At 65.2% G+C, this 26525-nt stretch carries 23 protein-coding genes and 1 tRNA gene; 11 read left to right on the top strand and 13 right to left on the bottom strand.

Going from position 1 to position 26525, the window contains the following annotated elements; translation table 11 throughout:
* Positions 1–26 precede the first annotated feature (26 nt).
* On the bottom strand, positions 27–380 hold the full coding sequence (locus tag OX462_RS05340; protein ID WP_070223505.1) for an ElaB/YgaM/YqjD family protein: 354 nt from the start codon (positions 378–380) through the stop codon (positions 27–29).
* A gap of 332 nt (positions 381–712) precedes the next feature.
* Entirely contained in the window at positions 713–1126 is a 414-nt protein-coding gene (locus OX462_RS05335; RefSeq protein WP_217494569.1) for a DoxX family protein, read from the bottom strand.
* 184 nt (positions 1127–1310) lie between these two features.
* Here OX462_RS05335 and OX462_RS05330 point away from each other — a divergent pair, with 184 nt between their 5' ends.
* The 3 genes from OX462_RS05330 (at position 1311) to OX462_RS05320 (ending at position 3853) form a co-directional block, all read left to right on the top strand.
* Positions 1311–2291 carry an alpha/beta fold hydrolase gene (locus tag OX462_RS05330; protein WP_083287040.1) on the top strand — a complete coding sequence of 327 codons (981 nt, stop codon included), beginning with the start codon at positions 1311–1313 and terminating at the stop codon, positions 2289–2291.
* 156 nt (positions 2292–2447) lie between these two features.
* Entirely contained in the window at positions 2448–3200 is a 753-nt protein-coding gene (locus OX462_RS05325; protein WP_409027938.1) for a sensor histidine kinase, read from the top strand.
* Between the two features lie 8 nt (positions 3201–3208).
* Positions 3209–3853, top strand: coding sequence for a response regulator (locus tag OX462_RS05320; RefSeq protein ID WP_409027937.1), 645 nt, complete (start codon positions 3209–3211; stop codon positions 3851–3853).
* 44 nt (positions 3854–3897) lie between these two features.
* On the opposite strand, the gene OX462_RS05315 is transcribed toward OX462_RS05320, so the two are convergent.
* Positions 3898–4176 carry a XapX domain-containing protein gene (locus OX462_RS05315; protein ID WP_121670343.1) on the bottom strand — a complete coding sequence of 93 codons (279 nt, stop codon included), beginning with the start codon at positions 4174–4176 and terminating at the stop codon, positions 3898–3900.
* A 72-nt stretch (positions 4177–4248) separates the two neighbouring features.
* Positions 4249–4935 carry a hydrolase gene (locus OX462_RS05310; RefSeq protein ID WP_035828118.1) on the bottom strand — a complete coding sequence of 229 codons (687 nt, stop codon included), beginning with the start codon at positions 4933–4935 and terminating at the stop codon, positions 4249–4251.
* 199 nt (positions 4936–5134) lie between these two features.
* Between OX462_RS05310 and OX462_RS05305 the strand changes: the two genes are divergently transcribed.
* Positions 5135–5767 (top strand): response regulator, encoded by a 633-nt coding sequence (locus tag OX462_RS05305; RefSeq protein ID WP_409027936.1) that lies wholly within the window; start codon positions 5135–5137, stop codon positions 5765–5767.
* On the opposite strand, the gene OX462_RS05300 is transcribed toward OX462_RS05305, so the two are convergent.
* Together OX462_RS05300 and OX462_RS05295 are read right to left on the bottom strand one after the other, a co-directional pair.
* The gene (locus tag OX462_RS05300; protein WP_409027935.1) at positions 5741–8815 is read right to left on the bottom strand and encodes a sensor histidine kinase; all 3075 of its coding nucleotides are present in this window, start codon (positions 8813–8815) and stop codon (positions 5741–5743) included. The two genes, OX462_RS05305 and OX462_RS05300, sit on opposite strands and share 27 nt — an antisense overlap.
* An 8-nt stretch (positions 8816–8823) precedes the next feature.
* The gene (locus OX462_RS05295; protein ID WP_409027934.1) at positions 8824–9522 is read right to left on the bottom strand and encodes a YoaK family protein; all 699 of its coding nucleotides are present in this window, start codon (positions 9520–9522) and stop codon (positions 8824–8826) included.
* A gap of 245 nt (positions 9523–9767) precedes the next feature.
* Here OX462_RS05295 and OX462_RS05290 point away from each other — a divergent pair, with 245 nt between their 5' ends.
* The 3 genes from OX462_RS05290 to OX462_RS05280 all read left to right on the top strand — a co-directional run bounded on the left by OX462_RS05290 (position 9768) and on the right by OX462_RS05280 (position 13106).
* On the top strand, positions 9768–11642 hold the full coding sequence (locus tag OX462_RS05290) for an amidohydrolase (protein ID WP_409027933.1): 1875 nt from the start codon (positions 9768–9770) through the stop codon (positions 11640–11642).
* 148 nt (positions 11643–11790) lie between these two features.
* Complete coding sequence (locus tag OX462_RS05285) at positions 11791–12618, top strand: AraC family ligand binding domain-containing protein (protein WP_409027932.1); 828 nt, start codon at positions 11791–11793, stop codon at positions 12616–12618.
* Between the two features lie 77 nt (positions 12619–12695).
* The gene (locus OX462_RS05280; RefSeq protein ID WP_070310315.1) at positions 12696–13106 is read left to right on the top strand and encodes a cupin domain-containing protein; all 411 of its coding nucleotides are present in this window, start codon (positions 12696–12698) and stop codon (positions 13104–13106) included.
* A gap of 74 nt (positions 13107–13180) precedes the next feature.
* On the opposite strand, the gene OX462_RS05275 is transcribed toward OX462_RS05280, so the two are convergent.
* The 3 genes from OX462_RS05275 to pepN all read right to left on the bottom strand — a co-directional run bounded on the left by OX462_RS05275 (position 13181) and on the right by pepN (position 17164).
* A tRNA-Thr gene (locus tag OX462_RS05275) sits at positions 13181–13256 on the bottom strand.
* A 116-nt stretch (positions 13257–13372) separates the two neighbouring features.
* A complete protein-coding gene (locus tag OX462_RS05270) occupies positions 13373–14374 on the bottom strand; it encodes a class 1 fructose-bisphosphatase (RefSeq protein ID WP_034747152.1) in 1002 nt (333 codons plus the stop codon).
* Between the two features lie 135 nt (positions 14375–14509).
* A complete protein-coding gene (gene pepN / locus OX462_RS05265) occupies positions 14510–17164 on the bottom strand; it encodes an aminopeptidase N (RefSeq protein ID WP_409027931.1) in 2655 nt (884 codons plus the stop codon).
* 198 nt (positions 17165–17362) lie between these two features.
* Here pepN and OX462_RS05260 point away from each other — a divergent pair, with 198 nt between their 5' ends.
* On the top strand, positions 17363–17992 hold the full coding sequence (locus OX462_RS05260) for a DUF4136 domain-containing protein (protein WP_070310311.1): 630 nt from the start codon (positions 17363–17365) through the stop codon (positions 17990–17992).
* 181 nt (positions 17993–18173) lie between these two features.
* Here the strand turns inward: OX462_RS05260 and OX462_RS05255 are convergent, their stop codons facing one another.
* The 4 genes from OX462_RS05255 to OX462_RS05240 form a co-directional block, all read right to left on the bottom strand.
* Complete coding sequence (locus tag OX462_RS05255; RefSeq protein WP_070224409.1) at positions 18174–19103, bottom strand: quinone oxidoreductase family protein; 930 nt, start codon at positions 19101–19103, stop codon at positions 18174–18176.
* A 93-nt stretch (positions 19104–19196) separates the two neighbouring features.
* Positions 19197–19586: a methylglyoxal synthase gene (locus OX462_RS05250; RefSeq protein ID WP_034786684.1), complete on the bottom strand. Its 390-nt coding sequence runs from the start codon at positions 19584–19586 to the stop codon at positions 19197–19199.
* A gap of 29 nt (positions 19587–19615) precedes the next feature.
* Positions 19616–20536, bottom strand: coding sequence for a DMT family transporter (locus tag OX462_RS05245; RefSeq protein ID WP_409027930.1), 921 nt, complete (start codon positions 20534–20536; stop codon positions 19616–19618).
* Between the two features lie 206 nt (positions 20537–20742).
* Entirely contained in the window at positions 20743–23226 is a 2484-nt protein-coding gene (locus OX462_RS05240; RefSeq protein ID WP_409027929.1) for an alkaline phosphatase D family protein, read from the bottom strand.
* Between the two features lie 143 nt (positions 23227–23369).
* Here OX462_RS05240 and OX462_RS05235 point away from each other — a divergent pair, with 143 nt between their 5' ends.
* From OX462_RS05235 to OX462_RS05225, 3 genes are all read left to right on the top strand, one after another.
* Positions 23370–24095: a YebC/PmpR family DNA-binding transcriptional regulator gene (locus OX462_RS05235; RefSeq protein ID WP_070224399.1), complete on the top strand. Its 726-nt coding sequence runs from the start codon at positions 23370–23372 to the stop codon at positions 24093–24095.
* Positions 24096–24259: 164 nt separating this feature from the next.
* On the top strand, positions 24260–25528 hold the full coding sequence (gene purD, locus OX462_RS05230) for a phosphoribosylamine--glycine ligase (protein WP_121670351.1): 1269 nt from the start codon (positions 24260–24262) through the stop codon (positions 25526–25528).
* A gap of 113 nt (positions 25529–25641) precedes the next feature.
* Positions 25642–26457 carry a hypothetical protein gene (locus OX462_RS05225; RefSeq protein ID WP_409027928.1) on the top strand — a complete coding sequence of 272 codons (816 nt, stop codon included), beginning with the start codon at positions 25642–25644 and terminating at the stop codon, positions 26455–26457.
* Positions 26458–26525: the final 68 nt, after the last annotated feature.

Here is a 26525-nt window from a genome sequence, read left to right as displayed (position 1 = left end):
CAAATGCTTCCAGGAAGGCGTAAAACTTATTTACGCGAACCCAGCAATTTCGACAGGCCATAGCCGGCCGCGGCCGCAATCAGCAGGGACATGGCCGGGCGCTCGCGCACATAATCGCGGCCCGTTTCGCCCGCGCGCTGGCAAGCGACGCCCAGTTGCTTGCCGCGCGCCATCAGGCGCTCCGAGGCCTTGCTGACGGTGTCGCTGACTTGCTCAATGCGGTCGCCCACCTGGTCCACGCTGTCATGCGCGCGCGTGGCGACCTTGTCGGCCAGAGGCTGTGCCTGGCTAGCCACCTTGTCGATGGTGCGGTGCAAATCCTGGCGGGTTTCCTGGGCGGTGCCGTTCATCTCGGAGCTGGTTTTTTCAATCGCGTTCATGATGGTTTCCTTTAATAGTGAATAAATCAACCATGCTCGATGCCGTGACCGAATCATGATTCTCCTCGCTTCTGGGAAAAAGAAGCGGCTAAACGCTGCCGGGCTGAGCCATATCAAACACTGGATCAGCAGCAAGCTGTTGGCACCACCTTAACCGCGCCCGCCGCGCGCCACCGTGCGCTGCCACACCTTGAGGCACAGACTTAAATTCCTGATGGAAATAACAATCCCCGCCGGCCTGGTGGGGCGGACGGGGATCGGGGTGAAATGGTGTTATTTAGGCGTAGGTCGGGTTAGCGGAGCGTAACCCGACACATCGTTGACATCACCGCTTACGCCCGCAACCGCGCATCGAGCGAATAGCGTCCCGCGCCACTGATGGCAATGGTGCCGAAGACGATGATCAGCAGCCAGCCGAACTGCCCGTCGGCGATGCTCCAGTCCGGATGCACGAGCAGCATCGACACGCCCAGCAGGAACAGCAGGGGCAGGCAGGCCAGGCGCGTCAGCAGGCCGGCGGCGACCAGCAACGGGCAGAGGATTTCCGCGAACAGCGCGCAGTACAAGGTGACGGCGCGGCCCAGGTGCAGCGGGTCGTCGATGTGCGCCAGTTCCTCGGAAAAATGCAGCAGCTTGGGCAAGCCGTGCACGTGCAGCACCAGCAGCACGCCCGCCACGCGCGCAAACAGCAGGCCGGCATCGGGTAAAAAGGGGCCGGCCAGCGCCGCCATCCAGTGTTTCTTCATCTTCGCTCCAGTGGGAAAGGCAAGCGGCGCGGCGCGCCGCCGCCAGCCATCATAGGCAGGCGGAAGACCCGGCGCGACTGGTCTTTTGGCAGAGGCGCCGGCGCGCGCGAAGGCCTAGACTGGCCGCTGCCATCACTGGTCCAGGCCGTAAGCGGCCCCTCCCCCATCCCCGAAGGAAAACATCATGTCGAAGAAAATCGAAGCCGAAGAAGTCAATTCCCGCCGCAAGCTGCTCGTCAGCGTCGCCGGTGTCGCCGCCGGTGCGGGCCTGCTGGCCGCCGGTGGCGCCAGCGCCGCCGCCAAGCCTGCCGCTGCCGCCGCCGCCGCGCCGGGCAAGCTCACCGTCAACAAGGTCACCGTGAAGGACGGCACCGTCATCCATTTCAAGGACTGGGGCACGGGCACGCCCGTCGTCTTCAGCCACGGCTGGCCATTGCAGGGCGACGCCTGGGAAGACCAGATGATGTTCCTGGCCAGCCACGGCTACCGCGTGATCGCGCACGACCGCCGCGGCCACGGCCTGTCGAGCCAGCCATGGCAGGGCAATGACATGGATACCTACGCCGACGACCTGGCCACCCTGCTCGACGCGCTCGATATCAAGGGCGCGACTCTGGTCGGCCATTCGACGGGCGGCGGCGAAGTGGCGCGCTATATCGGCCGCCATGGCGAAAAGCGCGTGGCCAAGGCCGTACTGGTGGGCGCCGTGCCGCCGCAGATGGTCAAGTCGGACACCAATCCCGGCGGCTTGCCGATGTCCGTCTTCGACGGCATCCGCGCCGGCGTGCTGGCCGACCGTTCGCAATTCTTCAAGGATCTGACCGTGCCCTTCTTCGGCGCCAACCGTCCCGGCAACAAGGTGTCGCAAGGCATGCGCGACACCTTCTGGCTGCAGGGCATGCAGTGCGGCATCAAGAACGCCTACGATTGCATCAAGCAGTTTTCCGAGACGGATTTCACTGCCGACCTGAAGAAAATCTCCGTGCCGACCCTGGTCGTGCACGGCGGCGACGACCAGATCGTGCCGATCGACGCTTCCGGCAAGGCTGCGGCCAAGCTCATCAAGAACGCCAGGCTGGTCATCTATGAAGGCGCGCCGCACGGCTTGCCGGCCACCCACAAGGACCGCCTGAACGAAGACTTGCTGGCCTTTATCAAGTCCTGATCCGCTCTTCGCACCGCCGGCCCGCCCGGCGGTGTTTCCCGCCCCTGCCTTGCAAAAAAACCGTCCGCCTCCCCCATTCGTATAAGTGCCCCGGCGACGATGCCATGCATACTTGTTGCAATACGGCATACGCCGCGACAGCACAGGAGCACGGCGATGGCCAGCATGCATTATTTCCCTCAACAGCAAGACCCCGGCCTGGCGCAGGCCCAGCGCATGGGCGGCATGGGCGGCATGGGCGGCATGGGCGAATTTGCCGCATCGGTCGCGCACGAGGTGCGCCAGCCGCTGGCGGCCATCGCGCTCAATGCCGATGCCGCCTTGCGCTGGCTCGACCACGATCCGCCCCGCCTCGACGAGGCGCGCGCGGCGCTGGCCCTGGTCGCCAGCGCCGGCAGCCATGCCAGCGCCGTGCTGCGCAGCGTGCATGGCCTGGCCTGCCATGCGCCGGGCAGCCATGTGCAGTTTGTCGCCGACGACGCCGTACAGGAGCTGCTGCCGCTGCTGCGCGCGCCGCTGCAACGCCACGCCATCGACCTGCAAACGCGGCTGGCGCCGGGCCGCCCGCTGCTGCATGCCGACCCGGTGCAATTCCGGCAAGTCCTCCTGAACCTGCTGATGAACGCCATCGAAGCCCTGCAGGGCACCCGTGGCCGGCCGCGCACGGTGCTGCTGTCCTCGCGCCTCGATGAGGGCGTGCAGCATTTCAGCATCGCCGACAATGGCGCCGGCATCGCGCCGCAGGCAGCCGGCCGCCTGTACCACGACCTGTATTCCAGCAAGCCGGACGGCATGGGCATGGGCCTGGCCATCTGCCGCCGCATCCTCGACGCGCATGGCGGCCGCCTGTGGCATGCGCCCGGCGCGCCCCATGGCACAGTCTTCCACTTCACCCTGCCAGCACCATGAGCACAAGCATGCACACGCCCCGCGACAACGCTGCCCCTATTTCGCTGCTGATCGCCGACGACCACCCGCTGATCCTGGCCGGCCTGGCCTCGCTGATCGCGTCACTGCCCGGCTTGCGCTTATTGGGCCAGGCCGGCACGGGCCACGCCGCCGTGGCGCTGTACCGGGAGCTGCGGCCCGACGTGGTGCTGATGGATTTGAACATGCCGGAAATGCATGGCGTCGAGGCGATCGAGCGCATCTGCGCGGACGATGCGCAAGCGAAGATCGTCATCCTCACCACCTACCAGGGCGAGGACAGCGTGCACCGGGCCCTGCGCGCCGGCGCGCGCGGCTACCTGCTGAAGGATGCCGGCTTCCTGCAACTGACCCAGTGCATCGGCCAGGTGGCCGCCGGCAGGCACTACCTGCCGCCGGAACTGGCGGCGCAGCAGGCCGGCCGCATCGAGGCGAACCGCCTGTCGAAACGCGAGCACGACATCCTGCTGCACCTGTCTGCGGGCAAGAGCAACAAGATGATCGCGCGCAGCGCCGGCATCGAGGTGGGCACCGTCAAATTTCACGTAAATAATATTTTGACCAAGCTCAACGTATCAAGCCGCACCGAGGCGGCCACGGTGGCCGCCCGGCGCGGCTTGCTGGGCGCGTTCTAGCTGCCGGGAACCGGGGTCAGACCCGCCGGGTCTGACCCCGGCATTTACGCTGCATCATCATCCAACTTTGCCGCGGCCTTGGCCAGCGCTGGCTTCGCTTCCACGCCGCTGATCTTCGGCACGCATTCGCTGCGCAGCCACGATACCGTCACGGCTTCGCCCGCCATCAGGCGCTTGACGCTGGGGACGATCTGTTCGCCGATCAGCATGCCCAGCAGGCCGATCAGGGCAATGGCTGGCGGCGCGGGCGAGCGTACCTGCAGGACGGCATAGATGATGCCAACCAGCAAGCCCACGGCCAGCGAAATCACATATAACTTCATGGCGCATTCCTTTCAATAAAAAAAACGCCGCGCACGGTCAGGCGCGCGGCGCATGGCATGGCCGCGCGGCGTTTACTTGGCCGGCACCGGCGCCAGGGTGGCGTGTTCGCCATGGATGCGCTGCGGCGCCTTGTGCACCATCGTGTAGGCGTAGTCGACGCCCATGCCGTAGGCGCCCGAATGTTCGCGCACGATGGCCATGACGGCGTCATAGGTCGCCTTGTGGGCCCAGTCGCGCTGCCATTCCAGCAGCACCTGCTGCCACGTCACGGGCACCACGCCGGCCTGGATCATGCGCTGCATGGCGTAGTCGTGCGCTTCCTTCGAGGTGCCGCCCGATGCATCGGCCACCATGTAGATCTCGTAATCGCCTTCGAGCATCGCGCACAGGGCGAAGCTGTTGTTGCACACTTCCGTCCACAGGCCCGAGACGACGACTTTTTTCTTGCCGTTGGCGGCCAGCGCATCGCGCACCTTCTGGTCATCCCACGAATTCATCGAGCTGCGCTCGAGGATATCCTTGCCGGGGAAAACGTCCAGCAGTTCCGGATAGGTGTGGCCGGAGAAGCTTTCCGTTTCCACCGTGGTGATGATGGTGGGGATGTTGAACACCTTGGCGGCCTTGGCCAGGCCCACGGTATTGTTTTTCAGCGCCTGGCGATCCATCGACTGCACGCCGAACGCCATTTGCGGCTGCTGGTCGATGAAGATGATCTGGCAATTGTCGGGGGTAAGGACTTCCAGTTTCGGATTGGTCATGATGTCATCCATGAAGAAAGGGTTGAGTGGGTACTGCCGTGCATCGTATGCCTGGCGGCGTGCCCGCACCACTATCTAAATATAGGCTCCCCCCCGAGCAATCCCCCTCTGCAGGCTGGCGGGCGCTGCGGTAAAATACCTTTTGCTTACCATCTTCCGACGACTCTTGATCGATCACTCCTCTTTGCCAGGCAACGTCATGCGCAGCGATACGGCACCGATACGCGTGCTCATCGCCGACGACCACCAGTTGCTGCTCGACGGCATCGCGGCCCTGCTGCGCGCCTTTCCCGGCGTGGCGCTGGTGGGTCAGGCCACCGATGGCCAGCAGGCGGTGCAGCAATTTGAGGCGCTGCAGCCCGATGTCACGCTGATGGATTTGCAGATGCCGCGCATGAGCGGTCTTGACGCCATCGGCGCCATCCGCGCGCGCCATCCGCAGGCGCGCATCATCGTGCTGACCACCTACAAGGGCGATACGCAGGTGCTGCGCGCCATCCGCGCGGGCGCGTGCGGCTATGTGCTGAAAAGCGCGCTGCGCCACGAATTGCTGGCGGCGATACAGAACGTGCATGCGGGGCGGCGCCACATCACGCCCGAGATCGAGGCGGAGCTGGCCCTGTATGCCTGCAGCGACGTGCTATCGAACCGCGAACTGGACGTGCTCAAGCAGGTCGCGCAAGGCAATTCCAACCGCGAAACGGGCGCCCTGCTGCAGATCAAGGAAGAAACCGTCAAAGCGCACATGAGCACCATCCTGGCCAAGCTGGGCGCCAGGGACCGCACCCATGCCGTCACCATCGCGCTACGGCGCGGCATCCTCGACGCCTGAACGGCGCCAGCGCTGCCACCAGCGGCGCAAGGGCCCGTGCGCCGCCGGCCAGGCGCGCCGCGCCGGTACCCGCAGGCGCCACTGCGTGCCGCCCCCGTCGCGCCCGTCCACGGACAGGCGCGCACCGAGCCTGGCGGCGCGCTCGCGCATGCCGGGCATGCCCCAGTGTCCGGGAATCTGTCCGTTCGCCGCGACCACCGGCGGCAAGCCCTGGCCATCGTCGCGCACGACCAGTTCGATGCCGCCGCGCGCATAGCGCACCGCCACCTCGACCACCTGCGCACGCGCGTGCTGGAAGGCATTGCGCAGCGCTTCGCTGGCGATGCGGTAGATTTCGTGCGCGGCGCGCGCATGCAGCATGCGCGCCTCGCCCTCCTCCGCATAGCGGAACACGATGCCGTGCTGCGCCGCCAGCCGTTCGCCTTCGCGCCGCAGGATGGCGCTCCAGCGCGCGCCGCCATCGTCGCCGGCGCGCAGGTCGTGCACATGGTCGCGCCCCTCGCCCAGCATGCGGTCGGCATCGTCGAGCGCGCGCAGCATGGCGGCGCGCGCGGGATCATCCTCGGCGATGGCCATGCTGGCATTGTGAAAGTGCAGGATCATCGCCTGCGTGCCCTGCAGCAGGGTATCGTGCAGCTCGCGCGCGATGCGTTCGCGCTCGGCCTGTTGCGCCTCCATCCGCACCTGCAGGCGCGTGGCGTGCTGGCGCAGCCGCCAGCGGTAGGCGCCGTACGCTGCGGCCAGCAGCAGCGCCGCGCACAGGCTGCGGAACCACCAGGTCTGGTAAAAGGCGGGCAGCACGCGGAACGGCAGTTGCGCCACAGCGCTGTCCACGCCGTCGCCATTCGCCGCGATTACTTCGAAGCGGTAGCTGCCCGGACCCAGGCCCGTGTACTGCGCCAGGCGCCGCCCGCCCGCCTGCTGCCACTGCGTATCGTAGCCGTCGAGCCGGTAGCGGAACTGCAAACGCTCCGGCGTGCCCAGACTGGCGGCGTTGTAATGAAATTGCACGTCGCGCGTGCCGGCCGCCAGCTGCAGGCCCGCGCTTGCGGGCGGATCGACGCGCCGGCCGTCTGCCAGCAGCGCGCCGATTTCCACGCGCGGCGCCGGCAAGGCCGCAAGCGCCTGGCGCGGATCGATCCAGAACGTCGCGCTCTGGCGCGAAAACCAGATCTTGCCATCGTCCGCTTCGGCCACCGAGCGGTTGTGCAGCATGCCGATGCTGCCGTTCAAGCCATCGACGGCGTCGTACGAGGTGGCGCGCATGGCATGGGCGGCGTCGCGCAGCGCCAGTTCCACTTGCGCGGCGGGAATCTGCGCGGCGCCGCTGCCATGATTGAGCCACAGGCTGCCGTCGCGCGCGCGCAGCAGGCCCACCACGCCCTCGGTGGCACTGGCCGGCTCGCTGCGCAGGGCGACGAAGCGGCCGCCGCGCCACAGCGCCACGCCACGCTGCCCGCCCGCCCACACCTGCCCGTGGTATTCGATCAGCATGGGAATCTTGCCCAGGTCCAGGCCCTGCGCGGGACCGAAGGCGTGCAGCCGCCCCTTTTCCAGCATGGCGACGCTGCCATCGGCATACGACAGCCACAGGCGCCCGGCCGCGTCGGCCAGCAGCGCCAGCGGCACTTTCGCGCCGCCATCGGGCAGCAGCGGTTCGCGCCGCCAGGCCCCGTCGCGGTACTGGAAAATGCCGGCGCCGCTGAACACGCCCCAGATGCTGCCATCGGGCGCGAGCACGCCGGCGCGCATGCGCTTGAGCGCGGCCGCGCCCGAGGGATAGGCGATCGTGCGCAGCACGCGGCCATCCTCGCCAGCCAGCTGCTGCAGGCCGGCGCGGGTCGCCACCCACAGGCCGCCCGGCGCTGCCAGGATGGCGCTGACGGGCCCCAGGCGCGGCGCGCGCAGCACCGTGCCGTCGGCCCGCGCCAGCAGCAGCGGCCCCAGGACATCATCGCGCGACAGCCACATCGCGCCTGCCGGCCCGGCCAGCATTTCCTGGGTACGGAACACTTCGGCCACATCGGGCGCGGCACGCGTGCGCAGGACCACGGGCGCGGCCTGGCGGAAACGGTCCAGGCCGCCGTACGTGGAAACCCAGACATTGCCTTCATTGTCATCGCACATGGAGCCGACGAGGACATTGCTCAAGCCATCGCGCGGCAGGAACGATTCCGTGTCGCTGCTGATGCCCAGCTGCCCCGGCGCCAGCGCGCCGCCGCTGCGCGTGCGGTGCAAGCCGTACTGGCTGTCGAACCACAAGGTACCCGCGCGGTCGACCAGCATGCTGCCGCTGGTGCCGCTGGTATCGCGGTAAATCCACCGATGATCGAGCTGCTCGTAGCGTTCCAGCGACTCGATGATGCGGATGCCGCGCATCTCCAGCAAGTAAATGCGGCCGTCCGGCCCCTGCTGCGGCGGCGCGCGCAGGTCGAGCCGGCCGATGGGCGGCGCGAAGCGCGACTGCGTCGCCTGCCATATGAACAGGCCTTTTTCACTGAACACGGCGATGCGGCCATCGCGGTCGGCAAACACGGCGGACGCCTTTTGCGCCGTGTAGCCCTGCGCCGGTCCCATCGCCTGCCAGCGCCGGCCATCGAAGCGCGAGATGCCGGACACGCCGGCCGCCCACACGGCACCGTCGCCGCCGATGGCAAAGCCCCAGATGGCGCCCGCCTGCACGCCCTGCGGCTCGGCATAATTGCGCACCACGCCATCCTTGACGTGGCTGATGCCGCCCACTTGCCAGCCTATCCACATGCCGCCGTCGGCGGCGCGCTTGAGCGCCAGCGCCACCGTGTCGGGAAAGCTGCCCTGGCGCACGCGCACGGGCTCGAAGCGCAAGCCGTCGAAACGGCGCACGCCCGCATGCGTGCCCAGCCACAGGAAACCGTCATTGCCCTGTGCCATGACAATGATATCGTCGGGCGCGCCGTCACTGGCCGTCCAGCGCGTGTGCTGCAGCTGATGGATGCCGCGTGCGGCATCGATGGCCAGCCCGCAAGGACTGGCCAGCATGAACATCAGCCACAGCAGGAAGGCGCGCATGGCGGCTGTCAGGACACGGGCACGGCGGTCCGACCGCTACGCTGCTCCACCACGATCAGGCCGCCCAGCAGCGCCAGCGGCACGGCCAGCGCCGCGAAACCGAAGACCAGGTAGCCAAAGCCGGCAGCGATGGCGCCCAGCGCAAAGGCCAGCAGCGGCCAGAAAAACTTCCCGCAGCGCGCACGCGTGCCGCCATCGGCCGCGCCGCGCAGCACGTCGACGGTGTCGAGCACGATCTGCGTCACGTTCCCCGTCATCATGGAGGTGGGCGCCAGATGCGCCAGCAGCAGACGGCTGGTGGCGCTGTGCACACCCATGGCGGCCGTGCCCAGCAAGCCGGCCAGCATCGCCAGCGTGCCCACTTCCTTGCCGAGCGGCTCGGCCAGCACGCCGAACACCATGAAACCGGCCAGCAAGATCCATTGCAGCAGGAAGGCCAGGGTCAGCGCCGGACCGCCGCGGCGCTCGATGGCCAGCACCATCAGGCGCGTGACGACGATGCCGGCAATAAAGGCGGGAAAGGCGAGGATTTTCAGCAGGATGGGGATGCGCGTCGGTTCGGCCAGCGCGGCGCCGATCAGCACGAAGTTGCCCGTGACATGGGCGGTAAACAGGCCGAACAGGGCGATAAAGCCCAGCGTATCGACATACCCGGCCAAAAAGCCCAGGCTGGTGCCGTATAAACGGCTGTGTGGTGCTTGATCCATGAGGACTCCCTGCGATGCGGTAAACCGCGATAAAAAATGCATCCGGACGCATGCCCAGCCGCTACTGCCGGCATGGTAATCCATGTCGCGCGCCGCCGCACCCGCCCTTAGACCAGTCGGCACGCCGCCATACCTGCCATACCTGATCTTTTGGCCCGTGTCCGCTCCCGGGCCCTGGGCTACACTGACCGCAGATCCTGGCCGCGCCCCGGCCTCCCCCCGCATTGCCACCATGGAGCCGCATCATGACCGAACCGACCCTTTCCTCCGCCGCGCCGCTGATACTGATCAACGGCTGCCTCCACACCGTCGACAAGTCGTGCCCGCAGGCGAGCGCCGTGGCCATCGCCGACGGCAAATTCCTCGCCGTCGGCGATGCCGACGACGTCATGCGCCACCGCAAGCCGGACAGCCGCGTGATCGACCTCGGTGGCCGCACCGTCATTCCCGGCCTGAACGACTCGCACCTGCACCTGATCCGCGGCGGCTTGAACTACAACCTGGAACTGCGCTGGGAAGGCGTGCCCTCGCTGGCCGACGCCCTGCGCATGCTCAAGGAACAAGCCTTGCGCACGCCAAACCCGCAATGGGTACGCGTGGTCGGCGGCTGGAACGAATTCCAGTTCGCGGAAAAGCGCATGCCGACCCTCGACGAAATCAACGCGGCCGCGCCCGATACCCCCGTCTTCATCCTGCACCTGTACGACCGCGCCCTCTTGAACCGCGCCGCCCTGCGCGTGGTCGGCTACGACAAAAATACGCCGAACCCGCCCGGCGGCGAGATCGTGCGCGATGCGGCCGGCAACCCTACGGGCATGCTGATCGCGCGGCCGAACGCGATGATACTGTATGCGACCTTGGCCAAGGGCCCGACCCTGCCGCGCGAACTGCAAGTCAATTCCACGCGCCAGTTCATGCGCGAACTCAATCGCTTGGGGCTGACCAGCGCCATCGATGCGGGCGGCGGCTTCCAGAACTATCCGGAAGACTACGCGGTGGTCGAGGAACTGGCGCAAAAAGAGCAGCTGACCATCCGCATCGCCTACAACCTGTTCACGCAAAACAAGGGCCGCGAACTGGAGGATTTTGAAAAATGGACGGAGATGGTCACGCCGGGCCAGGGCGACGATTACTACCGCCATAACGGCGCCGGCGAAATGCTGGTGTTTTCGGCCGCCGACTTCGAGGATTTTCTCGAGCCGCGCCCGGACCTGGCGCCCGGCATGGACGACGAACTGGAAAAGGTGGTGCGTCACCTGGTCTGCAAACGCTGGCCCTTCCGTCTGCACGCCACCTACGACGAATCGATCGACCGCATGCTGACGGTCTTTGAAAAGGTCAACCGCGATATCCCGTTCGACGGCCTGCACTGGATGTTCGACCACTGCGAAACCATCACGCCGAAAAACATCGACCGGGTCAAGGCGCTGGGCGGCGGCATCGCCATCCAGCACCGCATGGCCTTCCAGGGCGAATACTTCGTCGACCGCTACGGCGCGGAAGCGGCCAAGGCCACGCCGCCGATCGCCCGCATGCTGGCCTCGGGCGTGCCCGTGGGCGGCGGCACGGACGCCACCCGGGTCGCCAGCTACAACCCGTGGACGGCGCTGTACTGGCTGGTATCGGGCCGCACCGTGGGCGGCTTGCGCCTGTACGACGCGGGCAGCCGTTTGTCGCGCGACACGGCGCTGGAACTGTGGACGGCGGGCAGCGCCTGGTTCTCGAGCGAGCAAGGCAAGAAGGGCCGCATCCAGGAAGGCATGCTGGCCGACCTGGCCGTGCTGAGCGCGGATTTTTTCAGCATCGATGAAGAGGCGATCAAGTCGATCGAATCGGTGCTCACCATCGTCGGCGGCAAGATCGTCTACGGCCAGGCGGAATTTTCCCATCTGGCGCCGCCAGCCATCCCCGTGCTGCCCGACTGGTCGCCCGTGAAAAACGTGGCCGGCCACTACCGCGCCGCGCCGCCGCAAAAGACCAGCGCCATGCAACAGCACCAGTGCCAGGGCGCCTGCGGCGTGCACGCCCACGCCCACGACGTGGCGCGCAAGAGTTCCGTGCCCGTCTCCAGCCATTCCGGCTTCTGGGGCGCGCTGGGGTGCAGCTGCTTTGCGTTTTGAGGCGCGGGTGCAGCGACTGCCCTTGCTGACGGGCGTGGCGCCGGGGATCAGGCATCATTTCTGATTCGGCGGTTTTCGTGGACAGCCCCGCGTGCGGCGGGTACAGTCAGCAATCGGCAACCAGGGCGGGCATCCACGGACAAACACCATGAAGCGAGCACCAACGCCAGCGCGCAGCGACTGGGTCAAGTGCGCCGAACCGGTACAAGGGGTCGAACGCATCGAGGCATCGTTCAAGGGCAAGGCCTATGCCATGCACCGCCACGACACTTACGCCATCGGCCGCACGCTGGCGGGCGTGCAGCGTTTCAGCTACCGCCGCGGCCAGCGCGACAGCCTGCCCGGCAATACCATGATCCTGCACCCGGACGAGGCGCACGATGGCCAGGCGGGCACCGACGCCGGCTTCCGCTACCGCATGCTGTATATCGAACCGGCGCTGCTCCAGGATGTGCTGGGCGGACGCGCGCTGCCCTTCATTGAAGGCGGCGTGTCGACCGATTCCCGCCTGGCGGCCGCCACGTCCGCCTTGCTGCCGCACGACTGCCACCCGCTCGAAGCGCTGGAACAGAGCGAGGCGCTGGCCGAGCTGGCGCATGCGCTGGCGGCGGCGGCCGGCACGCCGGCGCAACGTCCAAAAGGCGACTTCCTGGCGGCGCGGCGCGCGCGCGACTATTTGCAGGCGCACTGCACCCACGCCGTCACGCTGGCGCAGCTTGAAGCGGCAACGGGACGCGACCGCTGGAGCCTGTCGCACGACTTTCGCGTGTTCTATGGCACCAGCCCCTACCGCTATCTGACGATGCGGCGCCTGGAGAGGGTGCGGCGCCTGCTGCTGGCAGGCAGCACGCTCGCCTCGGCCGCCATGGCCGCGGGCTTTGCCGACCAGAGCCACATGACGCGACATTTCCTGAAAACCCATGGACTGACGCCTGGCCGCTGGCTGCGCTACGCCAGCGGCATCGGCCAGGACTGAAAACACCCACGATCGTTCAATACGGCCGGCAGGCGCCTGCGTATTCTGGCTGTATCGCCACTTGAACGGAGCACAGCATGACTATCACCACCACCACGCGCGGCCAGGGCCGGTCCATCGACCTGGCAGGCAAGGTCTCCCTGTTGGAGGGGCACTGGCAGCCGCGCGTCATCGCCGAAATGAATGACTACCAATTCAAGGTCGTCAAGGTACTGGGCCAATTCCAATGGCACCGGCACGCCGATACGGATGAAACCTTCATCGTGCTGGACGGCGAATTGCGCATCGCCCTGCGCGGCCCTGGCTACGCGGAAGGACACGCCATCGTGCTCACTGCCGGCCAGATGGCCGTGGTGCCCAAGGGTGTCGAACATAAACCGTGCGCCCTCGCCGAAACCAGGCTGCTGCTGATCGAGCCGCGCGGCGTGGTCAACACGGGCGACGGCGACGCGGGCGAGCGCACTGTGGAGAACGATCAGTGGATCTGAAGCAGGAAAGATAACAGTGACAAAAACAAAAAACCCGCTGACTTTTGCAAGTCAGCGGGCTTTCTGATGAAACCTGGTGCCGTTGGCCGGAATCGAACTGGCGACCTTCACATTACGAATGTGCTGCTCTACCAACTGAGCTACAACGGCGAAGACCCACATTCTACAAACAATGCACAAAATTTGCTAGTGTCAACGCGAACTTTTTTGCATTTTTTTAGCAGCCCGGCTGCGGGCCGCTGAAAATCGTGGAAAAGTGCGGCTTTTTACTCGGCGTGATACGCGGTGACGCGGGCCACTTCGTCCTTCGAGCCGAGGAAAACGGGCACGCGCTGGTGCAGCTTGTGCGGGGCGATGTCCATGATGCGCTGCTGGCCGTCGGTGGCCGCGCCGCCGGCTTGCTCGACGATGAAGGCCATCGGGTTTGCTTCGTACATCAGGCGCAGCTTGCCCGGCATCGAGGTGTCGCGCAGGTCGGCCGGGTACATGAAGATGCCGCCGCGGTTCAGGATGCGGTGCACGTCGGCCACCATCGAGGCGATCCAGCGCATGTTGAAATTGGTGCCGCGCGGGCCCGTGTCGCCGGCCAGCAGTTCGTCGACATAGCGCTTCACGGGCGGATGCCAGTGGCGCGCGTTCGACATGTTGATGGCGAATTCCTTCGTCGTCGGCGGAATCTGCATATTGCTTTGCGTGAGCACCCACGAACCCATCTCGCGGTCCAGGGTGAAGCAATTCACGCCATTGCCGAAGGTCAGCACCAGCATGGTTTGCGGGCCGTACACGGCGTAACCGGCCGCCACTTGCTTGCTGCCCGCCTGCATGAAATCCTGCTCCGTCGGCTGCCCCATGCCGTCCGGCGCCTTCAGTACCGAGAAAATGGTGCCGATCGAGACGTTGACGTCGATGTTCGACGAGCCGTCCAATGGGTCGAACAGCAGCATGTATTCGCCCTTCGGATAACGGTTCGGGATCGGGTGGATCGATTCCATTTCTTCCGACGCCATGGCCGCCAGGTGGCCGCCCCATTCGTTCGCTTCGAGCAAAATCTCGTTGGAGATGATGTCGAGTTTTTTCTGTACTTCGCCCTGCACGTTTTCCGTGTCGGCCGTGCCCAGCACTTCACCGAGGGCGCCCTTGCCGACGGCGTGGCTGATGGTTTTGCAGGCGCGCGCGACGACTTCGATCAGCAGGCGCAGTTCGGCCGGAATGCTGTTGTTCGAGCGCTGCTCTTCAACCAGGTATTGCGTAAGACTGATGCGTTTCATGAAACCCCTTCGTTAGTGTTTTAAATACGTCTCGTGCGGTGATTGTCGGCTTACGCGCCGTTGGCGCTAAGCCGACCTACGAAATCATGACGCCGTGTAGGTCGGATCAGCCCGCAGGGCGTCATCCGACAGCCGTCAATTTGCCAATGCCTTGGAAACGACTTCCATCACGTCGTTCGACAAACTGGCCTGGCCGGCGACTTGCTCCAGCGCCGTGCGCATGTGGCTTTGCAGCGCCGGCACGTAACGGCGCCAGCGGTCCATGGAGCGCGCCAGGCGCGCGGCCACCTGCGGATTCAGGGCGTCCAGTGCGATGACTTGCTCAGCCCAGAAGGCGTAGCCGCTGCCGTCGGACGCATGGAATTGCGATGGATTGCCGTTGGTGAAATTGAAAATCAGGCTGCGCGCGCGGTTCGGATTCTTCAAGGTGAAGGCCGGATGCGTCATCAACTGGCGCACGGCTTGCACGTCGGTCGTCGGCGCGGCCGCCTGCATGGCGAACCACTTGTCGACCACCAGCGCCTCGTTCTCGAAGTCGGTATAGAAGCTGGTCAAGGCCGCCTGCGCATGCGGCTGCGAGCCGGAATGAATCAGCGCCGCCAGCGCCGCGGCGCGGTCCGTCATGTTCCCGGCATTGTCGAACTGCAGCCGCGCCAGGTCCAGCTCAGCCGCTTCGGGCGCGATCAGCAGATACGACAGGGCCAGGTTTTTCAGCGCGCGCTTGCCGGCCGACAGGGCGTCCGGGCTGTAGTCGCCCGGCGTCTGGTTGGCGTGGTATTGCGCCAGCAATTCAGGTTTCAGGGCTGCCGCGATGGTGCGGCGCATGAACTGGCGCGCCGCATGGATCGCCTGCGGGTCGACTTGCGCCATGCGCTCGGCGATGATGGTTTCCGACGGCAGGATCAGGGCCAGCTCGCGGAAGGCAGGATCGAGGGTGTCGTCGGCCAGCAAGGCGCGCTGCGCTGCGATGAAGGTGTCGTCCAGCGCCAGGGTCTCGCCGGCGGCGACGGCGGCGGTCAGTTTCAGCAGGCGCTCCATGGCCAGGCGCTGGCCCGCTTCCCAGCGGTTCACGGGATCGCTGTCGTGGCGGAACAGGTGCAGCAGCTCCGCATCGGTATAGCCGTATTCGAGCACCACGGGCGCGGAAAAATCGCGCAGCAGCGATGGCACGGGTTCTTCCGTCACATGCGTGAAGCGGAAGGTCTGCGACGCCTGCGTCAATTCCAGCACGACGCTGGCCGCGCCGTTCGACGCCACGCCATCCACGTGCAGCGGCAGGTCGCTGCCATCGGCAGCCAGCAAGCCGACGGTGACGGGAATGTGGAAAGGCAGTTTTTTCGGCTGGCCCGGCGTGGCGGGGCAGCTTTGCGCCAGGGTCAGCTCGAACGTCCGGCTGGCGGCGTCGTAGCGCGTGGAAGCGGTGACGACGGGCGTGCCGGCCTGGCTGTACCAGCGTTCGAACTGGGTAAAGTCGCGGCCATTCGCGTCCGCCATGGCGGCGCGGAAGTCGTCGCACTGCACGGCCTGGCCATCGTGGCGCTCGAAATACAGGTCCATGCCCTTGCGGAAACCGTCGCGGCCGACCAGGGTCTGGTACATGCGCACCACTTCGGCGCCCTTCTCGTAGATGGTGACCGTATAAAAGTTATTGATCTCGACGAAAGAGTCGGGACGCACGGGATGGGCCATCGGGCCCGCGTCTTCGGGGAACTGCGCCTGGCGCAGGGTGCGCACCTGGTCGATGCGCGTGACGGCGCGGCCCGTGTCCGTGCCGATCATATCGGCCGAGAATTCCTGGTCGCGGAACACGGTCAAGCCTTCCTTCAGCGACAGCTGGAACCAGTCGCGGCACGTCACGCGGTTGCCGGTCCAGTTATGGAAGTACTCGTGGCCCACCACCGCTTCGATGCCCGCGTAATCGACGTCGGTCGCCACGCGCGGATTGGCCAGCACGTACTTGGTATTGAAGATGTTCAGGCCCTTGTTTTCCATGGCGCCCATGTTGAAGTCGCCCACGGCGACGATCATGAAGCGATCGAGGTCCAGCTCCAGGCCGAAGCGTTCCTCGTCCCAGCGGATCGAGTTTTTCAGCGACTGCATGGCGTAATCGGTCTTATCGAGGTTGCCCTCTTCCACCCACACCTGCAGCAGCACTTCGCGGCCGGACTGGAGCGTGTAGCGCTCTTCCTGGCATACCAGGCGCGCGGCGACCAGGGCGAACAGGTAGGACGGCTTCTTGAACGGGTCTTCCCACTTGGCGTAATGGCGGCCGTCGCCCAGGTCGCCCTCTTCGATCAGGTTGCCGTTCGACAACAGCACCGGATAGTGTTCCTTGTCGGCGCGCAGCATGACCGTGTACTTGGCCATCACGTCCGGGCGGTCCGGGAAGAAGGTGATGCGGCGGAAGCCTTCCGCTTCGCACTGCGTGAAGAAATTATGGTTCGACACGTACAGGCCGGACAGCGAGGTATTGTCCTGCGGCGCCAGCACGGTCTCGATATCGAGCGTAACATCGTCCGGGGCCTTGGGGATGGTCAGCATGCCGGCCGTCAGCTTGTATTGCGACGGTTTCAGCTGCTTGCCGTTCAGGCGCACCATCACCAGTTCGATGTGTTCGCCGTGCAATTCGATGCTGCGGCTGGTGCTGGCCGGGTTGTGGCGCATGCGGATCCGGCTCGCCACCACTGTGCGGGCGGGATCAAGATCGAAACCAAGTTCGACGCTGTCGACCAGGAAGCTGGGCGGCGTGTAATCTTTGCGGTAAATCGTCTGAGGGCTGTCTGTGCGCATAGGGATTTGGGTGGGAGCGGAGGCAAAAGCCTATTTTACCAACACCAGCCCCCGATGGTCGCGATTCAGCTCAGGAATGTTGGATTCCCTTACACGCCGACATACCAGGTAACATTCTGTAATAATGAATAGAAACAAATAGAACTATTCTTATAATACTAAGCGATGAATTGCGTCTACTAATCAGGAGGTCATGCAATGAAACGATATCTCACCATCATGATGGCCGCATTGACCGTGTTGCTGACCGGATGCGCCACCACCATACGCAGCGATGTGACCGTCTTCCATGAGTGGCCTGCGCAATTGCAGGACAAATCGTATGCGTTTGAAACGCCAGATGCCGAAAATGACACGCTGGAATACCGCAGCTACCAGAACCTGGTGCGCGCGGAACTGGCCAAGCACGGCTTCGGCGAGGCTTCCGGCCCTGCGGCAGCCAATTTGCGCGTGGCAATGCATTTTTCCACCGTCGACTATCCTGAGCGCGTGCTGCAAGCCACCGACCCATTCTGGTATGGTCCTGGCTACTGGCCTGGCCGCTACGGCTACCGCTACGGCGCATGGCCAGGCTATGGCCGCTTCGGCTACAACCCGTACTGGTATGGCCCGATGGATATCGAGGAAAGCGTGCGCCACAAATACGAACGCGAATTGCGCATCACGATCAATGACCGCAACGGCAAGAAACTCTACGACGTGACCGTGCAATCGACCAGCAACAAGCGCGCCACCTCGCAAGTGATGCCAGCCATGGTAGCGAGCGCCTTTGCCGACTTTCCCGGCCAGAGTGGCGTGCCACGCAAGGTCGAAGTGAAAATAGAATAATTTCGTGGCAAGACAAAAAAACCGGCTGGTGCAGCGATGCGCCAGCCGGTTTTTTCATGCCTGTTTTATGCCTATGAGTAATACGCCTCGGCGGCAAAGGTGAGCGCGCCGATCAGCGCCACGGCCAATAACAGCACGATCAGCAGGCGGCCGAATTTCGGCGTGCCGTCACTGCCGCCGCTCATGGCACGATGATGGTCGAACCGGTCGTCTTGCGCCCTTCCAGGTCCGTGTGCGCCTGGGCGATATTGGCCAGGCTGTAGCGCTGGTTGATCTCGATCTGCACTTCGCCGCTGCTGACGACGCCGAACAGCGAAGTGGCCATCTCTTCCAGGTTCGCGCGGTTCGAGGCATAGCTGAACAGGGCCGGGCGCGTGATGAAGAGCGAGCCGCGCGACGCCAGTTCGCTCAGCGTAAATGCCGGCACGGGACCGGAGGCGTTGCCGAAGCTGACCATCATGCCCAGCGGCGCCAGGCAGTCGAGCGAACCCGTAAACGTATCCTTGCCGATGGAATCGTAGACCACGGAGACGCCCTTGCCGCCCGTGATCTCGCGCACGCGCTCGACGAAGTTTTCCGTGTTGTAGTTGATGACGTGGGCCGCACCGTGCGCCTTGGCCAGCGCCGCCTTTTCATCGGAACCGGCCGTGCCGATCAGGTTCACGCCCAGCACCTTCGCCCATTGGCAGGCGATCAGGCCCACGCCGCCCGCGGCCGCGTGGAACAGGACGGTATCGCCCGCCTTCAGCGCCACCGTGCGGTGGAACAGGTATTGCACCGTCAAGCCTTGCAGCATCATGGCGGCGGCCGTATCGAAACCGATGCGCTCGGGCAGCACCAGCAGCAGGGCCGCCGGCAGGTTGCGCTGCTGCGCATAGGCGCCATTGATGCGCGCCGCATAGGCCACCCGGTCGCCGACCTTCACTTCCGTGACGCCCTCGCCCACCGCCTCGACGATGCCCGCGCCCTCGACGCCCAAGCCATTCGGCAGCGGCTGCGGATACAAGCCCGTGCGGAAATATACGTCGATGAAATTGAGGCCGATGGCCTCGTGTTTCACGCGCGCTTCGCCGGGCCCGGGCGGCGGCAGTTCCACGTCCACGTATTCCATCACTTCCGGGCCGCCCACGCGCTGTACGCGGATGGCTTTGGTGGTAATCGTTGCGCTCACAATATGCTCCTTGAAGAAGAATCGGGAAAAACGTCAGGCGGCCGCGCTGGCCCGCGCCTGCAGCTGCGACAGCACCAGGTGCGCCGACGACAAATTCGTTGCGCACGCCACGTTGTGCACGTCACAGGCGCGCACCAGGGCGTTGATGTCCGGCTCGTGCGGCTGCGGCGTCATCGGGTCGCGCAGGAAGATCACGCAATCGATCAAGCCTTCCACCAGCAGCGAGCCGATCTGCAAGTCGCCGCCGAACGGGCCGGAATGCTTGCGCTCGACGGCCAGGCCCAGCTCGTTGATCAGGCGGCCGCCCGTCGTGCCCGTGGCCGACAGTTCGCAGCCCTTGAGGAAATCCAGGTATTCGCCCGCCAGGGTAATCATGTCATCTTTTTTCTTGTCGTGGGCAATCAGGGCGATGCGTGTTTTCATGGTGCGGACCATTTCAGTGAGTGAAGGAATTATTTCTTTTTCGACAGCAAGTAAATACCGGCCAATACCAGGCTGGTGCCAGCCAGTTGCCAGTTGGTGATCGGTTCGTCGAGGATCATGGCACCGAGGAACAAGGTCGACACGGGGCCAATCATGCCCGCCTGCGAAGCGACGGGCGCGCCGATGCGTTCGACGGCGATCATCGTCATGAAGACGGGCATCACCGTGCAAAAGATGCCATTGAGCAAAGACAAGCCATACACGGGCATGGGCTGGATCAGCAATTCGACGGGGCGCAAAATGAAAAACTGGGTGATGCAGGCAAAGCTGGCCACGCACATCGCGTAGCTGACCAGGCGCATGGAGCCGATACGTTTCACCAGCTCGCCCGAGCCCAGCAGATACACGGCATACGAACAGGCCGAGCCCAGTACGAGGGTGGAACCGAGCGCCACATTGCTGGCGCCGCCCTGCAAGTCGTGCACGAACACCAGCACGATGCCGCAATACGAAGTCAGCAAGGCCAGCCACTGCAAGCGGCTGATGCGCTGCTTGAAGTACACGGTGGTAATCAGCAGCACGAAGGTGGGCGTGAGAAACAGGATCAGGCGCTCCAGCCCCACGGAAATGTATTGCAGGCCCAGGAAGTCCAGATAGCTGGACAGGTAATAGCCGACCAGGCCCAGCCCGACGAGGCGCCAGCGGTCGCTGTTTGATAACGGCGGCTCCGTGCGCATCTTCCACCAGGCGATGACGGCGAACACGGGCAGCGAAAAGATCATCCTGAAGGCGATCAGGGTGACGGCGTCGATCTGGTAGCGGTACAGCAGCTTGGCGACGATGGCCTTGGTGGAAAACAGCACCGCCCCGCCCACGGCGATGGCCAGGCCACCGAGATAGACGGAACGGGGAATAGATGGAGGGGTTGCTTGCGGGGAACTGGAGCTCATGCCCAGATTGTAATGGCAAAAGCCAAAGGCGGCGTGAGTGGGGCGTAGGTCGGCGTAGGTCGGGCGTAGGTCGGGTTAGCCCAAAGGGCGTAACCCGACACCACCGCAATGTAACCCGACACCACCGCAACGTAACCCGCCCCCCATCCCCGCCAACCATGTTGTCGGATTACGCGCGGCATGGCCGCGCTAATCCGACCTACCCTTTACGCCACCACCACCGCCGCCGCGCCTGCCGTCACTGTGGCCGTCGTCACGCGCGCAATCACGTTCGACGGTGCCGCGGTGCCGATCAGTTTATTCACCTGCTTGAACTGCGCCACCAGCTTGCCTGGCGTCAAGGTGACCACCGTGTAGCCCTGCGCATCCGTATTCAGGTGCTTGATCCACGGATTGTTGCCCAGGCCCGATAATTGCTGCGCCAGGCCCAGCAGGGTCACGCTGAAGTCAGTGTTCGCTTTCAAGCCAGCCTGCACGGCAGCGACCGTCGCATCGAGCTGGGCTTCCGGCACGCCCTTGGCGGCCAGGGCGCCGCGCAGCTGCACGCGCAACTGCTCCAGCAGGCTGTCGACGGTGGGCGCCGTCTTGCCCATGGTGTAGTCGAGCAGGTTGACGTCGAGGTTGACCGTGCCCAGGCCCGTGACGGGAATGGCCAACGGATAACTGACGAGAGTGCCGATGTCGCCCAAGGCGCCAGCGGCCGACTTCAGATAGCTGAAGAAGGAATCCGAGCTGACGCCCGCCGAGACCAGGTCCACCATGACAGGCGTGCCGCCGCCGGCCGCGTCGAAGTCGTCGCTGACCGTGCCGGCAAAAAACGAGTGGATATCGCCGGTAATGGCGACCACATTGCCGATGGCGTTGTTTTTCAGATGCGCCATCAAATTCTTGCGCTCGCTGTTGTAGCCATCCCACTGGTCGCAATTGAGCAGAAAGCGCGTGAAGAACGGCGCCAGCGCCGCTTGCTGGCCCGACGCGGCGACAAAGCTGGACGCCGCGCCCTTGGCCTGCACGTCGGGCTTGATCCAGCCGAAGGCGATCACTTGCGCGGCGGCCGCAGGCGAGCCGCTGTTGTAGGCGGCTACCGTGATGCCGGCCTGGGCCGCGCTCAAGCCGGCTCCGACGGCAGCGGCGCCCTGCGCGCCGGCGTTGGCGGGCGCGCCGGCAATCGCCATGGCCGCCGCCTGCGCCACGGACTGCGATGCACCGGCCGTCGAGGCGGCCACGATGGCGCAGGCCAGCGGCACGCTGCCGCCCACCAGCGGCAAGGTGCTGGCGATGGCCTGGCCCACGTTCGACATGGCGCCCAGCGCCAGCAAGGTGGCAATCGCATCCGTGCCATTCAAGCCCATGCGCAGCAGGGACACTTCATTGCCCCACAGTTTCCAGGTGGACGTCGCCGCCTTCATCTTGCCCTTCCACCAGTCGCGCTGGGTGCTGCCCAGCATGCCGACAGCCGCCAGCGGGTCGGCGCCGGCCTTGGTGGCAGCCGCCATTTTCTGCCCTTCCACGCTGTCGAACAGCGCCTGCGGCACCAGGTAGCGGCTGCCGATGCTGCCCAGCGGCTTGCCCGTGGCCGGGTTGATCGTCGATTCGGCGATCGCGTGGTCAGCGCGGTACAGGCGCTCGTCCGTCATCACCAGCTGCATCAGTTTGCCGAACTGGAAATCGCGGTAGATCTGGATGTTCTGGAACGTTGTCGCGGCCGCATCGAACGTGACGTCGGCCGGCATGTATTCGAACCATGCCTGGTTGGCGCTGCGGCGGCGGGCCGGCTGGTGCAAATCGCTGCCATCAAGCGCCGCGATACCTTCGTAGGTGGAGGCATCCTGCCAGGCGTCGTCCGTGAATTCATGGTCGTCCCAGATGGCGATGAAGGCAAAGCGCTCGTGCACGGCTTGCAGGCGCGTATCGGTGCGGTATTTCTTGTACAGGTAGCGGTAATCGGCCACCGTGGTCGCGTATTTCGCGCCGGACGTGCCGCTTTTATACGTGCCGTCGGGTAGTTTGAGCTGGTCGTGGCGGCTTTCCACGGCACCGCTCTGGAAGGCCTCGCCCACCGTTTCATAGATGTAATCGCCCAGGTGGACGATGAAATCGAGCGATTCGTTGGCGGCGATGTGCGACAGCGCGCCCCAATGGTTGATGCTCCAGTCCTGGCACGTCAGGTAGGCGAACTGCAGCTGCGACACGTCGCTGGTCGCGGCGGGCGCCGTCTTGAAGCGGCCCACATTGGAGCGCACGTCGCCGGCGATGAACTGGTAAAAATACACCTGGCCCGGCTGCAGGCCCGTCACCTTGTGGCGCAGCGTATTGTCGAAATCGGCTTTCAGGGGCAGCTTGGCGTCGACGATGGGCGTGCCGGCCAGGGCCGTATTGCCGCCCAGGGCGGACGTATTGTCGCTGGCGCTGACGATCAGGCGCACGGCCACGTCCGACTTGCCGGCCACGGCGGGCGCGACGGCGTCGAAACTGGCGGGCACGACGCGCGTCCACAGCATGGCGCTATCCGGACGCGGGTCGCCCGAGGCCACGCTTTGCGGGAATTTCCAGTCGCTGCCCGAGGCCAGCGGCACGCCAGGATCGCTGTGATCGGTGCTGCCGCAGGCGGCAAGGCCGACGGTGGCCACGGAAACCGTAATAAAGCCGCCCAATTTCAGAAATTGCCGCCTGTCCATTTGACTTGCCATGATGTCGCGCCCTCGATATGGTGAAAGCGCGTCACTTTAGCAACAGATTGTGTCATCCTGATGACGGAGCCATGCCGCTTCGCAGGGGGCCGATATGCTAAAATGTCGGCCACAATTGAACACCCGTCTAAGGAAGATTCGACATGGCAGGACATAGCAAATGGGCCAATATCAAGCATAAAAAGGCTGCCACCGATGCCAAGCGCGGCAAAATCTGGACGCGCCTGATCAAGGAAATCACGGTCGCGGCCCGCATGGGCGGCGCCGACGCCATCACCAATCCGCGCCTGCGCCTGGCCGTCGACAAGGCGGCTGACGCCAATATGCCGAAAGACAACGTCCAGCGCGCGATCAACCGCGGCAGCGGCGGCGTCGATGGCGCCAACTATGAAGAAGTGCGCTACGAAGGCTACGGCGTGGGCGGCGCGGCCGTCATCGTCGAATGCATGACCGACAACAAGGTCCGCACGGTGGCCGAGGTGCGCAACGCCTTCAACAAGAACGGCGGCAACATGGGCAACGAAGGCTCCGTCGCCTTCATGTTCCAGCATTGCGGCCAGCTGCTGTTCGCGCCGGGCACCGACGAAGACAAGCTGATGGAAGCGGCCCTGGAAGCGGGTGCCGACGACGTCATCGCCGATGAAGAAGGCGGCTTCGAAGTGGTCACGCCCGTGCACGATTTCGCCGCCGTCAAGGAAGCGCTGGAAGCGGCCGGCTTCAAGGCCGAAGTGGCCGAAGTCATCATGAAGCCGGCGACGGAAACCGTCTACGCGGGCGACGACGCCGTCAAGATGCAAAAACTGATCGATGCGCTGGAATTGCTGGACGATGTCCAGGAAGTCTTCACCAACGCCCTCATCGAAAACTAGGCACGGGGTAAAAAAGTCCATGGCGGCGTTGCATGGCCTCGCCGTACTAGCCGTACTGTCTTCGGCCATGCGCCTTGCCCTGAACATTTTTACCGCGTGCCAGGCAATATGTTAAACAAGGGCGGCACCGCCGCCCTGCAACCCACACTGAACGAACGGTCCCTATGAAAATTCTGGTAGTCGGCTCTGGCGGCCGCGAACACGCCCTGGCCTGGAAACTGGCCCAGTCCGAACGCATACAGATGGTGTATGTCGCACCGGGCAACGGCGGCACCGCGCGCGATGCGCGCCTGGTCAATCTCGACATCAGCGACCCGCAATTGCTGGCCGACTTCGTTCAGCAGGAACACATCGGCCTGACCGTCGTCGGCCCGGAAGTGCCGCTGGCGGCCGGCATCGTCAACCTGTTCCGCTCGCGCGGCCTGAAAATCTTCGGCCCGACCAAAGAAGCGGCACAGCTGGAGTCGTCGAAGGACTTCGCCAAGGCCTTCATGCAGCGCCACGGCATCCCGACGGCCGCCTACCAGACGTTTTCCGACGTCGCTCCCGCGCATGCCTACGTCGACGCCATGGGCGCGCCGATCGTCATCAAGGCCGACGGCCTGGCCGCCGGCAAGGGCGTCGTCGTTGCCATGACCCTGGAAGAAGCGCACCAGGCGGTCGACATGATGCTGTCCGATAACCAGTTCGGCGACGCCGGCGCGCGCATCGTCATCGAGGAATTCCTCGCCGGCGAAGAAGCGAGCTTCATCGTCATGTGCGACGGCAAGAACATCCTGCCGCTGGCCACCAGCCAGGATCACAAGCGCCTGAAGGATCACGACCAGGGCCCGAACACGGGCGGCATGGGCGCGTATTCGCCAGCGCCGATCGTCACGCCGGCCATGCATGCGCGCGTCATGCGCGAAATCATCGTTCCGACCATCCAGGGCATGGCCAAGGACGGCATCACGTTCACGGGCTTCCTGTACGCGGGCCTGATGATCGACGACAAGGGCACGCCGAAGACGCTGGAATTCAACTGCCGCATGGGCGACCCGGAAACGCAACCCATCATGGCGCGCCTGAAGACCGACCTGGTCACCGTCATGGAACACGCCGTCAACGGCACGCTGGACGCCGTGGAACTGGAATGGGACCGCCGCACGGCCGTTGGCGTCGTGATGGCCGCCGCCGGCTACCCTGACGATCCCGTCAAGGGCACGCCGATCGGCGACATCCCGGCCGAAACGCCGGACGCCGTCACCTTCCATGCGGGCACCCGCATCGACGGCGAACGCCTGGTCACCAACGGCGGGCGCGTGCTGTGCGTGGTGGGCCTGGGCGACAGCATCAAGATGGCGCAGAAGCAGGCATATGAAACCGTGGAAAAAATCCATTTCGACGGCGCGCAGTACCGCCGCGACATCGGCTGGCGCGGCCTGAAGCACTAAGCACCCAGCACGCCGCTTTGCGGAAAACGGCGGGGCCGGCGCGGAAGTCATCCGCCCCGGCCCCGTTCATATTGGCGCGCCGGGAAAACCGGCGTTGCGCTAAGATGCAGCCCATGTCCAGCCCCAGCAAACTCCACCCCGCCCTCGCCCAGGTGCGCCAGCTCGGCCTGATCACGGACGATGAACTCGACGACGCCATCGCCGAACTGGACATTATCGAACTGCAACGCAGCCATAACGAAGAAGAGGATATCGACGTGCCGGAGCTGGCCGCTGACGCGGGGCTGGTCGACACCCTGGCATGGCTGCTGCTCACGGACCTGCTGCCGCAGCACGGCTTCCTGCAGCGGGTGCGCGACCTGCCGCGCCAGCATGGCGGCGCGGCCCTGCTCGAGCGCCAGCAACTGGCCGCCGACGCGCTGCGGCAAGTCAACCGCCAGGCCATTGACACCCTGTACGACGAGGACCTGATCGACCAGTGGCAGCGCGACGCCGCGCACGCCAGCTTGCCTGCGGACCGCCTGCTCGCCTCGCCGGTTGCCGCCCTGTGCGACATGCTCCGGCAAGGCACCTTGTCCGCGCCCCAATTTGAAGCGCTGCGCCTGCGCGCCCGCCAGCGCGGCTCGGAACTGGCCGTCATCATCGTCGACGCCGCCGCGCGCCAGACCCGCCGCGAGCTGCCCGCCCATGCGCGCCCTGGAACCTGGGTGAAGGCCGCGCTGATACTGCTGGTACTGGCCTTTGCGGCCAGCGCCATGATCAGCAAGCAAGTGCCCAGTCCCGCCGCCTCCACCGCTGAGCAGGGCGCCGAACGGCATGATCTGCAGCAGCGCGCCGCGCAGGCCGTGGAAAGTGCGCGCCTGCCCGGCGCCGGACCGGACCTGTCCGTCACCGTGGAGCAGGACGGCGCCGCGCCGCCGGCGCGCTGAACCACGGCGCACTTCCCGCGCCGGCGGTGATGATGGCATACTGCCGTTTTGCCACCAATGCGGGGAAA

It is taken from the genome of Janthinobacterium aestuarii (assembly GCF_046113285.1).
Classification (GTDB): Bacteria; Pseudomonadota; Gammaproteobacteria; order Burkholderiales; family Burkholderiaceae_D; genus Janthinobacterium.
The sequence above is the reverse complement of the archived record's forward strand: the minus strand, read 5'-3'. Positions and strand labels throughout refer to the sequence as shown.